Annotated in this window: 12 protein-coding genes; 3 read left to right on the top strand and 9 right to left on the bottom strand. The window is 66.3% G+C overall.

The features are described from left to right. Nucleotides 1-152: 152 nt before the first annotated feature. Nucleotides 153-620 carry a hypothetical protein gene (locus VB739_RS01880; protein ID WP_323355455.1) on the top strand — a complete coding sequence of 156 codons (468 nt, stop codon included), beginning with the start codon at nt 153-155 and terminating at the stop codon, nt 618-620. A 90-nt stretch (nt 621-710) separates the two neighbouring features. On the opposite strand, the gene VB739_RS01885 is transcribed toward VB739_RS01880, so the two are convergent. Continuing rightward, complete coding sequence (locus VB739_RS01885; protein WP_323355456.1) at nt 711-1,133, bottom strand: hypothetical protein; 423 nt, start codon at nt 1,131-1,133, stop codon at nt 711-713. Between the two features lie 114 nt (nt 1,134-1,247). Here VB739_RS01885 and VB739_RS01890 point away from each other — a divergent pair, with 114 nt between their 5' ends. Then, entirely contained in the window at nt 1,248-2,894 is a 1,647-nt protein-coding gene (locus VB739_RS01890) for an alpha-D-glucose phosphate-specific phosphoglucomutase (protein WP_323355457.1), read from the top strand. Between the two features lie 13 nt (nt 2,895-2,907). Then, complete coding sequence (locus tag VB739_RS01895) at nt 2,908-4,278, top strand: hypothetical protein (RefSeq protein ID WP_323355458.1); 1,371 nt, start codon at nt 2,908-2,910, stop codon at nt 4,276-4,278. 46 nt (nt 4,279-4,324) lie between these two features. Here the strand turns inward: VB739_RS01895 and gltS are convergent, their stop codons facing one another. The 8 genes from gltS to VB739_RS01935 all read right to left on the bottom strand — a co-directional run bounded on the left by gltS (nt 4,325) and on the right by VB739_RS01935 (nt 13,983). Continuing rightward, nucleotides 4,325-5,518, bottom strand: coding sequence for a sodium/glutamate symporter (gltS, locus tag VB739_RS01900; protein ID WP_323355459.1), 1,194 nt, complete (start codon nt 5,516-5,518; stop codon nt 4,325-4,327). 6 nt (nt 5,519-5,524) lie between these two features. Further along, nucleotides 5,525-6,025: a hypothetical protein gene (locus VB739_RS01905; protein ID WP_323355460.1), complete on the bottom strand. Its 501-nt coding sequence runs from the start codon at nt 6,023-6,025 to the stop codon at nt 5,525-5,527. Between the two features lie 88 nt (nt 6,026-6,113). After that, the gene (locus VB739_RS01910) at nt 6,114-7,118 is read right to left on the bottom strand and encodes an AI-2E family transporter (RefSeq protein WP_323355461.1); all 1,005 of its coding nucleotides are present in this window, start codon (nt 7,116-7,118) and stop codon (nt 6,114-6,116) included. A gap of 74 nt (nt 7,119-7,192) precedes the next feature. Further along, complete coding sequence (gene glsA / locus VB739_RS01915) at nt 7,193-8,179, bottom strand: glutaminase A (protein WP_323355462.1); 987 nt, start codon at nt 8,177-8,179, stop codon at nt 7,193-7,195. A gap of 57 nt (nt 8,180-8,236) precedes the next feature. Then, a complete protein-coding gene (locus VB739_RS01920; protein ID WP_323355463.1) occupies nt 8,237-9,022 on the bottom strand; it encodes a 20S proteasome subunit A/B in 786 nt (261 codons plus the stop codon). An 84-nt stretch (nt 9,023-9,106) separates the two neighbouring features. Beyond that, nucleotides 9,107-9,994, bottom strand: coding sequence for a lytic transglycosylase (locus tag VB739_RS01925; RefSeq protein ID WP_323355464.1), 888 nt, complete (start codon nt 9,992-9,994; stop codon nt 9,107-9,109). Between the two features lie 119 nt (nt 9,995-10,113). Next, nucleotides 10,114-10,572: a hypothetical protein gene (locus VB739_RS01930; RefSeq protein WP_323355465.1), complete on the bottom strand. Its 459-nt coding sequence runs from the start codon at nt 10,570-10,572 to the stop codon at nt 10,114-10,116. Between the two features lie 111 nt (nt 10,573-10,683). Further along, a complete protein-coding gene (locus tag VB739_RS01935; RefSeq protein ID WP_323355466.1) occupies nt 10,684-13,983 on the bottom strand; it encodes an efflux RND transporter permease subunit in 3,300 nt (1,099 codons plus the stop codon). Nucleotides 13,984-13,989: the final 6 nt, after the last annotated feature.

Consider the following 13,989-nt stretch of genomic DNA (forward strand, 5'->3'; position numbering starts at 1 on the left):
CTGCGAAGCCTGCTGGCCCGCAGCGCCCGCTGGAGCGGCCCCCTGCTGGAGCGGCGCTGGCGGGCGACGCAGCGGGACCTGCGCAACGGCAGCGAAGCGATCGCCACGGAACTCTGAGCGGCGGCCATGATTGGGGGACCTCCCCGCCAGCCATGGACCGGACCGTTTCCGTCACCCACCCCGGCCCACACCGCCTGAGAGCGTCCCTGCCGCACCTGGCCCTGCTGGCGAGCCTGCCATTGCTCGGGGCCGCACCGCTGCGGGCCGCCCCGGAGCTGCCCCCGTTTCCGCCCTCCGCCGACTTCCGCTCCCTGCAGCTGATCACCCTGGCCTGCAGTCGCGAGAACACGGCCGAACCCTGCGACAAAGCCCGCAGCCTGGCCAACCCCCTGCTCGACCACCCGCGCCTGCCGGCCAGCTGCAAGGACACGCTCTGGACGATCCGTCAGCGGTCGGTGGTGGCCGCCAGCAACAGCTTTGCGCGGCGTGAACCGATCGACCGGGCCGCCCGCAGTCTCACGGCCGTCTGCCGCCAGCAGTTGCCGACCGCCAAGCCGGCGAGCGATGCCGCCCCGAGGCCCCAGGGGGGCCTCAACCTGATCAATCCCAATCAAAACTGAACCGCTGGCCGGGCAGCAGGCTCTGCAGCTCCTGGCTCAGCTCGGCCATCATCAGTCGGCTTTGAGGTCCATGGCTGGGGAGGATGAGGCTCAGGGCTTGGGCTGGGCGCCCTGGGGGCTTCCGGCCGCCGGGGCATCGATCAACGCCAGCAACTGGGTCGCGGTGTCGCGCATGAAGGCCAGGCTCATCGGGGTGACGACCACGGCCTTGTCGGCCAGCTGGCAGAGGGGGCTGCGCTCGCCGTTGGCCTCACAGCTGCTCGAAAGCCCCAGCAGAGCATTGGTGAGCTTGCCCCGCAGGCAGGTTTCGGCCCCCGCCCCGGCCAGCACGGCCTCGGCGGCGGTGTGGGTGCGGCCCACTGCTTCGGCATAGGGAAGGGCCTTCGCAGCACCCATCACCGCCGCCCTCGCCGAGGACAGACTCAACACGACCGCTCCGGCTACGGCGACGGCAGCGGTGGCACCGAGGGCGGCGGCCGTGCTCAGGGCGTTGGGGAGCAACCGTGGCGCCATGGGATGAAAGCAATTTGTCCCAGGCTAGCCAGCCCTGTCGACGCCACCAGCAGCAGGAGCGGAACAATCGTCGGAGGTAGCTTGGGGCGTCCCCGACCCCCCAGGACGCCAGCCATGGCGAAGACGACCGAGCTGCGTCAGGTGGCGCTGGAGCGACCCTTCGACGACCAGAAGCCCGGCACCTCCGGTCTGCGCAAGAGCACCCGTCAATTCCAGACCCCCCACTACCTGGAGAGCTTCATCGAGGCCTCCCTGCGGGTGGTGCCCGGGGTTGAGGGGGGCACCCTGGTGGTCGGCGGCGACGGTCGTTACGGCAACCTCGCGGCGATCAGCGTCATCGCCCGCATGGCCTCGGCCCATGGGGTCAGTCGCCTGATCACCACCACCGGCGGCATCCTCTCCACGCCGGCGGCCTCCCACCTGATCCGCAGCCGCGGCGCCGTGGCCGGGATCATCCTTTCGGCCAGCCACAACCCCGGCGGCCTCGACGGCGACTTCGGCGTCAAGATCAACGGCGCCAACGGCGGGCCGGCCCCGGAATCGGTCACCGATGCCATCCATGCCGCCACCCTCCACCTGGAGAGCTACCGCATCCTCGACGCCGAACCCCTGAACCTGGACGCCCCGGGGACAACCACCATCGGCGCGATGGCGGTGGAGGTGATCGACGGGGTCGACGACTACGTGGCGTTGATGCAGAAGCTGTTCGACTTCGACCGCATCGCCGCCCTGCTGCGGGGCGACTTCCGCGTCGCCTTCGATGCCATGCATGCCGTCACCGGCCCCTACGCCTCCCGCCTGTTCGAGGGGCTGCTGGGGGCCCCGGCCGGCACGGTTCGCAACGGCCTGCCACTGGCCGACTTCGGCGGCGGCCACCCCGACCCCAACCTCACCTACGCCCACGAGCTGGCCGATCTGCTGCTGACCGGCGGCGCCTACGACTTCGGCGCCGCCTGCGATGGCGATGGCGACCGCAACATGATCCTGGGGCGGAACTGCTTCGTGAATCCCAGCGACAGCCTGGCCGTGCTCACCGCCAACGCCACCCTGGCCCCCGGCTACGCCGATGGCCTGGCCGGCGTGGCCCGCTCGATGCCCACCAGTGCCGCCGCCGACGTGGTGGCCGCCGAGCTGGGGATTCCCTGCTTCGAGACCCCCACGGGCTGGAAGTTCTTCGGCAACCTGCTCGATGCCGGGCGGATCACCCTCTGTGGCGAGGAGAGCTTCGGCACCGGCAGCAACCACATCCGCGAGAAGGACGGCCTCTGGGCCGTGCTGTTCTGGCTGCAGATCCTGGCGGTACGCGGCTGTTCGGTGGCGGAGGTGATGGCGGGCCACTGGAGCCGCTTCGGCCGCCACTACTACTCCCGCCATGACTACGAAGCCGTGGCCAGTGAGGCCGCCCATGGCCTCTACGACCGCATCTCCGGCAAGCTCGCCGCCCTGCCGGGCCAGGCCTTCGCCGGCCGCACGATCCGGGCCGCCGACGATTTCGGCTACACCGACCCGGTGGATGGCTCGATCAGCAAGGGCCAGGGCCTGCGGGTGCTGCTCGACGACGGCAGCCGGGTGGTGCTGCGGCTCTCGGGAACCGGCACCAAGGGGGCCACGCTGCGGGTGTATCTGGAGAGCTACGTGCCCCCCAGCGGCGATCTGAACCAGAACCCCCAGCTGGCCCTGAAGGATCTGATCGACGCCAGCGACGCCCTGGCGGAGATCCGCTCGCGGACCGGCATGACCCGTCCCACCGTGATCACCTGAGGGGCCAGGGCCCATGAGGCCACCGGTCGCCACCGTTGGCTGGCTGGCGGCCGCCTCGATCGGCTGTGCCGCCGGGCCCCTGCTGGCCCAGGAGCTGCCGCATGACGTGCCGGTGCTGCCCCCCCCTGCCGCCACCGAAGCACTCGAAGCCACCGACTTCGCGCCCACCACCACGGTGAACCTGCAGATCAATGGCGCCCTGGGGGGCCTGCAGTACAGCGGCAGTGAGCGCGACAGCGCCAGCAACACCGGAGATGGAGCGCCGTTGCTGAACGGGGTGAGCTTCAACCACGAGGCCCGTCTGACGATCGACACCAGCTTCACGGGCCAGGACCTGTTCCGGATCCGTTTTCGCAGTGGCAACTTCGCCCGCTCCGGCTTCTTCTCCAACCCGCCCACTCCGCTCACCCGCCTCGACTTCGCCTTCCAGGAACCGGCCTGCGGTCGCAGTGAGGGGGCCTGCCCGACGGGGTTGATCACCATCAACAGGGCCTACCTGCAGCTTCCGCTCAGTCGCGAGATCCGCTTCACGATCGGGGCGCGGGTGATGCAGCTCGACATGCTTCCCGTCTGGCCGAGCGTCTACAACGCCTCCCCCATCCTCGATCTGTTCCAGTACGCCGGAGCGCCGGGCGCCTACGGCAAACGGCTGGGTGGCGGCTTCGGTGTCTGGTGGCAACCCGGGGGGGACCTGCGGGGCCTGAGCCTCGGCTACGCCTACGTGGCTGGACGGGCCGGGGGTACGCCCCAGGGTGGCGGCCTGTTCGGCGGGGCCTCCTCCCAGACCAGCACCCTGCAGCTGGCCCTCAGCCGGCCGCAGTGGAACGTCACCGCCGCCTACAGCCTGAGCGGTCCCCAGGTGCGGTTGAGGGGGACGCCCCTGGCGAGCCAGCTGGCGGCGGGGGCCGGCGAGAGGAGCCTGGGATCCTTGTCGCTGGCGGGATACTGGCAGCCGCGCCGCTCCGGCTGGCTCCCCTCGGTCAGCGCCGGCTGGGGGCACGACACGTTCCGCTTCGCCTCCTACCCGGCGCCGGGCCTGTCGGAGGTGCGCAGCCGCTCCTGGTACACCGGCCTGGTGTGGAGCGATGTGCTTGGGGTGGGCAACAGCCTGGGGTTGGCCGTCGGCTCGCCCGCCCACGTGAGTGCCATCCAGACGCCGACGACCAGCAGCATCGACGACCGGGGGCTGGCCTTCGAGGTCTTCTACCGGATCCAGCTCAGCGATGAACTCTCCCTGACACCCGCGGTGTTCTGGCTACCGCGCCCGCGCGGCGCCCTCACCGGCAGCTCGGATGTCTCCGAGGCCCTGCGCTTTCCTCCGGCCTCTGGAGAGGCCAGCCTGGGGGTCTGGGCCGGCCTGATCAGAACCACGCTTCGGTTCTGATCGGCGCAGGGTCAGCGCCCCCGCCGGATCAACCGAACCAGACAGATCAACCGAACCAATTGAGAAAACGCTGGATCACCACCGCGTTGCTGATGTCGACGAAGAAACCCGACACCAGCGGAACCACGATGAAGGCCCTGTGGGCGGCACCGTATTTCTGGACCACAGCCGCCATGTTGGCCATCGCCGTGGGGGTGGCCCCCAGGGAAATCCCCCCGAAACCGGCACAGATCACCGCAGCTTCATAATCGCTCCCCATCACCTTGAACACCACGAACAGCGCGAACAGGAACGACGCCACGAACTGCGCCGCAAGCATGGCCAGGATGGGCCCTGCCAGGGAGGCGATCGTCCAGAGCTGAAGGCTCATCAGAGACATCGTCAGGAAGATGCCCAGAGCAATATCGGAGACGATGGCCAGGGAACGTGGCGCGGCCAGGTAGCGGATCGGCAGCAGCCGCGGCACGGTGTTGGTGAGGAAGATCGCTGCGAACAGGCAGCACACGAACAGGGGCAGGTTGCTGCCGGCCGCCCGCAGGGTTTCGTGCAGCACCTCCCCCAGGCCCAGGCTCACGTTGAGCCAGAACAGAGTGCGCAGCAGGCTGAAATATGTCACCGGCTCCTGCTCACTCTCTGGACTGAGGCTCTCCACCCCCGCCGCGGCCACAGCCGGCTGCAGCCGGTTGCCGCGAATCAGGATGCGGGCAATCGGCCCACCCATCAGAGAAGCGAGAACGAGCCCGAAAGTGGCGCAAGCGATGCCGATCTCCAGGGCATTGCTGATGCCATGGACTTCATAGAATCGCGGCGCCCAGGCGATGGCCGTGCCGTGGCCGCCGAGCAGGGACACCGACCCCCCCAGCAGGCCCACCAGGGGATTCAATCCCAGCAGCGAAGCCGTACCGATCCCGATGAGATTCTGCAGGATCATGTAACCCACGGTGGTCCCCACCAGGATCAGCAGGGGCCAACCGCCAGAAAGCAGCGTCTTGATGTCGGCGTTGAGGCCGATGGCTGCAAAGAAGTAGAGCAGCAGAAAATCCCGCGTCAGCAGGTTGAAGCTGATCTCTGTACCATTAAAGGCATGGATCAAGGCCAGCAGAATGCAGACCAGCAAGCCACTGGTGACCGGCTCTGGAATATTGAATTCCCGCAGGAGGGCAACTTTTCGATTCAACCAGCGACCGATCGCAAGCACCACGATGGCGATATTGAAGGTGGCAAAACTTTCAAACTGCATGGCGAATCAGTCACAACCCTGGACAGAAATGCGATAACTGAAACCAATGGCCGCCGGCGCGCTGGAGGATCCCACCCGGAAATTCATCAGCCTGGTGCGCTTGCCGGGAACGGCCTGGAAAGGCCCGAACATCCGGCCCGTGCCTGGCTCAAAGGTTGGTGTTTCGTTGATCACCTGCAGGTTGCTGCCGTCGGTGAACACCATGAAACCCGACACCGGGAAGCTGGCGCGCTCGGTGGAGGCCGAGGTGAAGAAGAAGCGATAACTGCGGAAGTTGCGATCCACGATGAAGTCGGTGTTCCAGTTCGTGCGGCCCACGAGCCGGTCTGGGCCGATCCGCTTGGACACCACCGGGTTGCCGCCGCCCCCCAGCGGCATCAGAAAGCGGCAACTGGCCTGCGCCGCCGGAACACCGGTGGCCGCGGTGGCGGCAAGGGCCGTGAGGGTGGCAAGGGTCGCACGGTTCACAGTCAAGGGCTTGGCGAAGAGATCAGTAACGAGCAGCATGACAGCCGGCTGCAACACCCTCCACCAACGTTCTTGGGACGATGGCGTCCAACGCCGGCGGCACGGGGAGCAGGCCGTGATCACTGGTCTAATCCTCACCCGCTGGGGTGAGAAGGATAGCGTCCTGCTGCTGGCGTTCGGAATGAACCCAGATCGCAATCATGCCAGCAAGAGGGATCGAAAGGAACACCCCCAACAGGCCTGCAACCCGCTGTCCGATGAACAGGGCTAAAAAGAGAATCACCGGATTGAGCTCCATCGCGTCGCCCATCACCTTCGGCCGGACGATGTTGTCCTGAATCTGACCGAGCAGCACGGACGCGATCAAGACCCGTAAGCCGATGTCTCCCCCCTGGGAGGCGAAGACCATCAACGAGATCAACACGATGCCGAGGGTGGCGCCGATCCCCGGAATCACATCAAGGACCCCCACAATCACCGCCAGAATCAAGCTGTACTTCACACCCAGCAGCGGGAAGATCACGGCCGTTGAGACGGTCAGAAACACCATCAGCAGCAGCTGACCGCGAATGAATCCCAGAACGCTCTGCAGAAAGGTCACGGCGAAACGATCACGGTGCTGCTCAGGAATCAGCCCCAGGAATCCATTCCAGAGCTTCTCGCCGTCGATCAGCATGTAGAGACTGATCACCGCACCGAAAATACCCGTGAAGACCCCGGAAAAAACGGTTTGCAACAACCCCAGGCCCGTCAGCAACCCCTCCTGCAGCAACGTGGTGATTCTGTCGAATCCATAGGTTTTGAGGTAGTGATGCAGGGGCGTGAGGTCCTGCTGTTTCAAGGTGCCCTGCAGATCCAGCAGCAGACCCTGGCCCTGGTTCAGCACCTGCAGGCCAATGCCAGTGACGAATCCGACCAGGAGGATCAGGGCACCGAAGGCAACGGCGGCAATCGACCATCCCCGCGGCAGATAGCTGCACAGCCACTTCACCGGGACGTTCAGCAGGGACGCCACAATGGCGGCGGCCGTGAACACTGCAATCGTGCCTGAAAAGTAATTGAAGATCACCACCGTGACTCCGATGCAGGCCATCAGCAGGAGATAGCGAACGAGATTGGTGGTGCTGATCATTGCGACCCAAGGACCCCTGCTGAGGCTGGATCGTAGACAGGCGAGGCCGTCATCTCCCTGGCAGCGGCCCTGATTCAGCGGCTCCCCTCGGGCCGGGAGGCGAACAGGTTCAGACCCAGCCGCTCCGAGAGGAAGCGCGCCGTGAGCTGGCCGCGCACACTGTTGCCCGCCTCATCGAGGGGTGGCGAATACGTCGCCAGGCCCCCCTTGCCCGGGGCCACCGTGATCATGCCGCCGGCCACGCCGCTCTTCCCCGGCAGGCCGGTGGCATACAACCAGTCGCCGGAGGTTTCGTACAGCCCGGCGGTGACCATCACCGCCAGCACGTGCTGGCAATGGATCGCCTCGATCACCTGCTCACCCGTGACCGGCTGACGCCCCCCGTTGGCCAGGGTGGCGGCCATCACGGCCAGGTCGGCCGCGGTGACACTGAGGGAACACTGGCGGGTGTAGAGCTCGGTGGCCTCGTCGGGATCCCACCAGATGCGGTCATGGTCGCTCAGCAGGGTGGCCAGACCGGCATTGCGGCGATTGCTGGCCAGCTCTGAATCGAAGACCCGCCCGTCGACCTCCAGCCGCCGGCCGGCGAAACGGGAGAAGCCGTCCTGGATGAAGGCCCATTTGTCTTCGCTGCTGGCCCCTGGCGCCAGGCTGGTGGCGGCGATCGCTCCGGCGTTCACCATCGGATTGGACAGGCCCTCGCCGCTGCGCTCCACCGCCAGAACGGAGTTGAACGGCAGGCCGGTGCTGTTGACGCCGAGCTTCTCGCGGGCCTCCTGCTCACCAATGGCCTGGCAGATCAACGCAAACAGGAACGGCTTGGAGATGCTCTGGATGCTGAAGGCCACCCGGGCTTCGCCCGCCTCGAACAACGCCCCCCCACAACTCGACACACAGAGACCGAAATGCTCGGGAGCGGCCGCCGCCAGGGCGGGGATGTAGTCGGCCACCTGGCCATCCAGAACCGGCGCGAAGCGGCCGTGGGCCTCCGCCACCAGCTCCTGCACCACTTCGGCGGTGGGCAGGTGGCCGTTGGACACCCATTCGGAAACGGACCACATGGCGGTACAGGGCAGAGGGAGCAAACGCGTCAGGCACAACCGGGGCTTGCGGCAGGTTCAGCCCGACGAGGCCTGCTCCCAGGGAAAGCTGGGCAGGCGATGCAGGGCTTCCCGTTGGGCGTCGCTCCAGGTCTCGACCATGGCGGCCAGCTCAGGAGCCTCCGCCCCCAAGGTCAACTGGTGGGCCAGCGCCAGGGCATCCGCGGGAAGGATGGCCAGCTCAAACGGGGGGCCCACGGTGAGATTGGAGCGCTGGGTGAGCACCTCCGAGATCAGGCAGAGCCGGGCGGCATCCTCCAGGGAGAGGTTGGTGTGGCCCACGTTATCGAGGGGGGGTTTGCCGTATTTCGTCTCACCGATCTGCAGGTAGGGCGTTTCGCGGGTGGCCATGATGGCGTTGCCCTGGGGATAAACCAGGTACAGACCGTGGGCCTCCCCGGCGATCTGGCCACCCAGGATGAAGGAGGCCCCCGCACTGGCGCCCGCCTGCTGCAGGGCGGCAGCATTCTCCTGCTGCACCGCCACGCTCACCCGGCCGATGTAGGCGGCCGCTTCGAACAGATAATCGCAGGAGCGCAGATCCCGGACCCCTGCGACGAACGCCTCGGCCGGCCGGTCGAGATCCCGGCGGATCCAGCTGATCACGGCCTGGGTGGTGGCCAGATTTCCCGCCGCCAGGAGCACGAACAGCCGATCCGATGACGGCTGAAAGACATGCATCTTGCTGTAGCTGGAGATGTAATCAACTCCCGCATTTGTACGGGAATCGGAGACCATCACCAGGCCCTTCTCCAGCCAGTAGCCGATGCAATACGTCACCGTGAAAGGCAGCAGATATGGCAATTGAAGGCTAGCTCATTGCCTCAAACAAACTGCCGGGGAGTGATCTTGATCACTCCCCGCAGGCGCCGCCCGGTGCTCAGCCCCTCAAGGTGCTGAAGGGGGCGGGACGGCCGGGGCGGTGGGATCGCTGACGTTGGCGCAGAGATCCAGGACGATCTGTTGCGCCACCGAACGGCCCTCGGGAACCTCCCAGGGCCCCCAGGCCCCGTTGATCAGCCAGGCCTGGCGCAGGCTGCTGCAATGCACCGCCACAGCCGTCGCCTGGGCCCGGATCGGCCCGACCTCCGCCTGGGTGGGCTGTACCAGACTGACCCGGACGCCCCCGGGATGGAGCTTCCAGCCGCCCCAGTCGACGAGGGTGTTGCCGTAGAACCTCCAGCGCACCGCCTCCGCCGGTTGTGGCGGCACGGGCGAGGGGGGGGCGGTGGGCGCCGGGGCCTTCACTGGCGGAGGACCGGCCGGAGTCGGAGGCTTGACCGCGACCGTGGGTTTGGGTGCAACCGTGGGTTTGGCTGCAACCGTGGCCGTAGGTTTGGGTGCAGGCTTGGCGTTGGCGGCAGCGGTGGCCGTCGGCTTGGCCTTGGCCACAGGGGGCCTCGCAGGCAGCTTCAGCCAGGCGCCGACCTTCAGCTGGTCGGGCTTCACCCCGGGATTGGCCTTCTGGAGCTCCGCCACGGTGGTGCGGTGGCGGGCCGCCAGGACAGCCAGCGTGTCGCCCGTGCGCACCTGCACGAGGCCCTTCGATGGCGGCAGCTTCAGGGACTGGCCGATCTGCAGCTCCTCGGGCCGGGTGATCGTGTTGAGCCGCATCAAGTCCTGCACACTCACGCCGTACCGGGCGGCCAGGGCCTCGAGCGTGTCCCCCTGGACAACCTTGACGCTGCGCACAGGCGCAGCCGACTGGGCGAAGGCCTCAGGGCTGAAGCCGAAACCGGCGGAGCAGAGAACAAGGGCTGCCAGAAACCCCTTCATGGCCGCTGCTGTTCCACTCACGATTCCCACCACTCCCTGCACAACGAAACTACCAGAGGTGCGCGCCTGGCCAGGGAAGACCATCAGCCATCAAGCGGCCGGAATTACCCTGCCGGCCGTTACATCAAGACGTTACAAAGTTGCTTCATATTGAGGGGGAGACCACCGGCATCTCTACAGCAACTCTCTGGGCTTCCGGGCCCTCGGGAGGAATCAGAACGTCCTGCAGATGACGCCGCCAGGGTGGTCCTCATCTGGCGGAGCTCCCCGGGGTTTCTGCGCTCACGGGACGCGAGGCGATCGATCAGAGAGGCCAGCGCCAGCGCCCCATCGATCACCACCAGCACGGCCCAGACGCACAGCAACAGCGCCTCGGCCTGGGCCGTCCGGGTCTGGGGCGCCGTGGGCGCGGCGGGCTCCGCAGGGGGGGCGGCGACCGGTTCTGCCGCTGGCGGCAGCCGCTGGAACAGCAGGGCGGTGGGCGGCTCGCTGGGCAGGGGCCAGGGCTGGCGCGACGGGGGCCGGCTCCTGCTCCTGGCCTGCTGCTCCCGCAACCGTTCGGCAAGCGTCGGCAGCATGGCGATCTCTCCTCAACCCCTTTGAAAGATCCTCACGGCCTGGACCAGCGACCGCAATGGCGCAGCCAAGCCGGCGCATGATTCGTTACACGGGCGCTGTCGGGGTGGCTCCTAGCCGGGGGGGGTGTCCTGGGCGACGGCCAGATCGGTCGGCTCGGTTTCGGACTCGCCGAACCAGCGGGCCTCCAGGCCCTTCACCACCACATAGAAGGGAGGCACCACCCCCAGCGACAGCACCGTGGCCACCAGCAGGCCGCCGAAGATCACGGTGCCCAGAGACTGCTGGCTGTTGGCCCCCGCCGTGGTGGCCACCACCAGGGGCAGGAAACCGGCCAGGGCGGCGATGGCCGTCATCAGGATCGGCCGCAACCGCGATTCGGCCGAGGCAATGGCGGCCTCGGCGGCCGTCATGCCCTCCTTCATGTGCTGCTCGGCCACCTCAACGATCAGGATGCCGTTCTTGGCCGCCAGGCCGATCAGGGTCACCAGACCCACCTGGGCGTAGATGTTGAGATCGATCGAGCGCAGGGCCAGGAACGCCAGGGCTCCGAGCATGGCCAGGGGCACGGTCATCAGGATGATCACCGGCGTCACATAGCTCTCGTACTGGGCCGAGAGCACCAGATAGACCACCAGGATCCCCAGGCCGAACACCAGCACGCTGGCGTTGCCCGCCGAAAGTTGCAGAGCGGCGAGGCCGGTGAAGGCATAGCCGATGTTGTTGAACTCCTGGGCATGGAAGAGGTCCTGGATCTTGGTCAGGGCCTGGCCGGAACTCTTGCCAACCGCCTCTGCCCCCTGGATCAGGATCGTGCGGTAGAGGTTGAAGTGGCTGATCACCGGCGGCGCGCTGGTGAGTTCCGCGGTGGCAAACTCCGACACCTGGACCAGCTTGTCGTCCTTGCTGCGCACGTAGTAACTGAGCACATCGTCCAGGGAACTGCGGTTGCCCGCGGCCGCCTGCACGTAGATGTTCCTGACCTGGCCACTCTCATAGGTGAGGCCGGAGTAGTTGCTCCCCGCCAGCACGGCGATGGTCTGCATCGCCTGCTGGAAGTCCACATTCAAGGCCCCCAGGATCGAGCGGTCGATCTTCAGCCCGAAGGCCGGGGCGCTGGGGATGAACTGGGTGTAGAGAGTGGAGAAACCACCGCTGGCCGTGCCGGCCTGGATCAGTTGCTTGGCCTGATCATTGAGCTGGTTGAAGGTGTAGGCCCCATTGCTGAGGTCGTTGAACTGGAAATAGAAGCCGCCCTGGGCGGAAAAGCCCGGGATCGCCGGCGGCTGGGCCGCCACCGCCATGCCGGAGCTGATCTGGCTGAGCTTGGCGTTGAGCCGGTTGATGATCGCCGGCGCCTTCTGGGCGGCGCCGCTGCGCTCCTCCAGCGGCTTGAAGCCGAAGAAGAACACCCCCTGATCAGGACTGGCGCCGTTGAAGCCGTAACCACTCACCACCGAACCGGCGATGATCTCCGGCTCGGCATTGAGCACCTTGGCCACCTCCAGGCCGGTGCCCTGGGTCTGGCTGAGGGAGGCACCGTTCTGGAGCTGGAAGATGCCCATGCCATAGCCCTGGTCCTCCTCGGGGATGAAGGCGGAGGGGAGCGCGGTGAAGGCGAACAGGGTGAGGGCAATGCCGCCGCCCAGGCCCACCAGAATCCAGCGGCGCCGGGCGATCAGGGCCGCCACCATCGCGGCGTAGCCACGCTCCAGGCGGGCGAAGAAGGCGTTGAACCGGTTGAAGATCCAGACAAGATTGGCTCCGGCCAGCACACCGGCCACCACGCCCACCACATAGGTGATGCTGCCGAAGGAGGCGGCGCTGAAGCGACCGAAGGCCAGGCCCACCACCACGCCACCGATGATGCCCACCAGCCGACCAGGGGGCGCTGATTTCTGGCTCCTCAGCAGCAGGGCCGAGAGCATCGGCGAGAAGGTGAGGGCGTTGAAGGCGGAGATCGCGATCGAGAAGGCGATCGTGAGCGCGAATTGTTTGTAGATGATGCCGATGCCACCGGGGTAGAAGGCGACGGGCACGAACACCGCCATCAGCACCAGGGCGGTGGCCACCAGGGCACCGAAGAGCTCGCCCATGCATTCCATGGCGGCCTGGCGGGGACGCATCCCCTTCTCCAGGTTCTTCTCCACCGCCTCGATCACCACGATGGCGTCATCCACCACCAGGCCCGTGGCCAGCACCAGACCCAGCAGGGTGAGCTGGTTGATCGAAAAACCGAAGATCTTCACGAACGCGAAGGTGCCGATCAGGGAGATCGGAATCGCCAGGCTGGGCACCACCGTGGCCCGCCAGTCCTGCAGAAACAGGAACAGGATCAGCAGCACCAGCACGATGGCCAGGCCGAGGGCATCGATCACCCCCTCCACGGCCGATTCGATGAACTGGCCGATGTTGTAGATCTCGAACACCTTGACCCCCGGAGGGACGGTCTGGGTGAACTGGTTCATCACCTGCACCACCTGGTTCGAGACGTCGAGGGCATTGCTCTCGGGGGTCTGGAAGACGGCAACCGTGATCGAGGGGTGGCCTTCGATGCTGACGGCCTGCTGGGCATAGGTGTTGGTGCCGTAGGTGGCCTCGCCGACATCCTTGAGCCGCAGCAGGTTGCCGGCGGGCGTGCGAGCGACGATCAGGTTGTTGAGCTCCTCAACCGAGACGAGGTTGCCGTTGTTCTCTACCAGGATCGGGTAGGCGAACTTCTGGTTTCCTCCCGCAGGCGGTCCTCCCACCAGGCCACCGATCGCCACGGTGTTCTGGCTGGCCACCGCATTCACCACCTGATCGGCGGTGAGATTGTTGGCGGTCAGTTTGTTGGCATCGACGAACAACCAGAAAGCGGGATTGCTACCACCGAGAAGATTGACCTGGGCCACCCCGGGCACCCGCTCCAGCTGGAAGTACAGATTCTGATAGATGAGGCCGTTGAGATAGGAGGCATCGAACTGGCCTTCCGTTGAGGTGACCTGATAGGCCAGCAGGATCGACGGGGTGCTCTGCATCACCGAAACCCCGGTGGCCTGCACCTGCTGGGGCAACTGGGGCATCGCCAGGGAGACGCGGTTCTGCACGTTCACCTGATCGATATTGATATCCGTCCCTTCGTTGAAGAACACCTGAATCGTGCTCGTCCCAGACATGTTGCTGGTCGAGGAGATGTAATTGGCCCCGGGAACTCCGTTGATCTGCTGCTCGATCGGGTTGGTCACCGCCTGCTCGGTGACCAGGGAATTGGCTCCTCCGTAGTTGGAGGTCACCTGGATCAGTGGAGGGGCAATGTTGGGAAGATTCTCGATCGACAGCGTGGGGATGGCGATCAAACCCACCAGCACGATCAGGATGCTGCAGACGGTGGTCAGAACCGGCCGCTTGATGAAGTTATCGGAGAACGACATCGGTTC

This window comes from Cyanobium gracile UHCC 0281 (assembly GCF_034931305.1).
Lineage (GTDB): Bacteria > Cyanobacteriota > Cyanobacteriia > PCC-6307 > Cyanobiaceae > Cyanobium > Cyanobium gracile_A.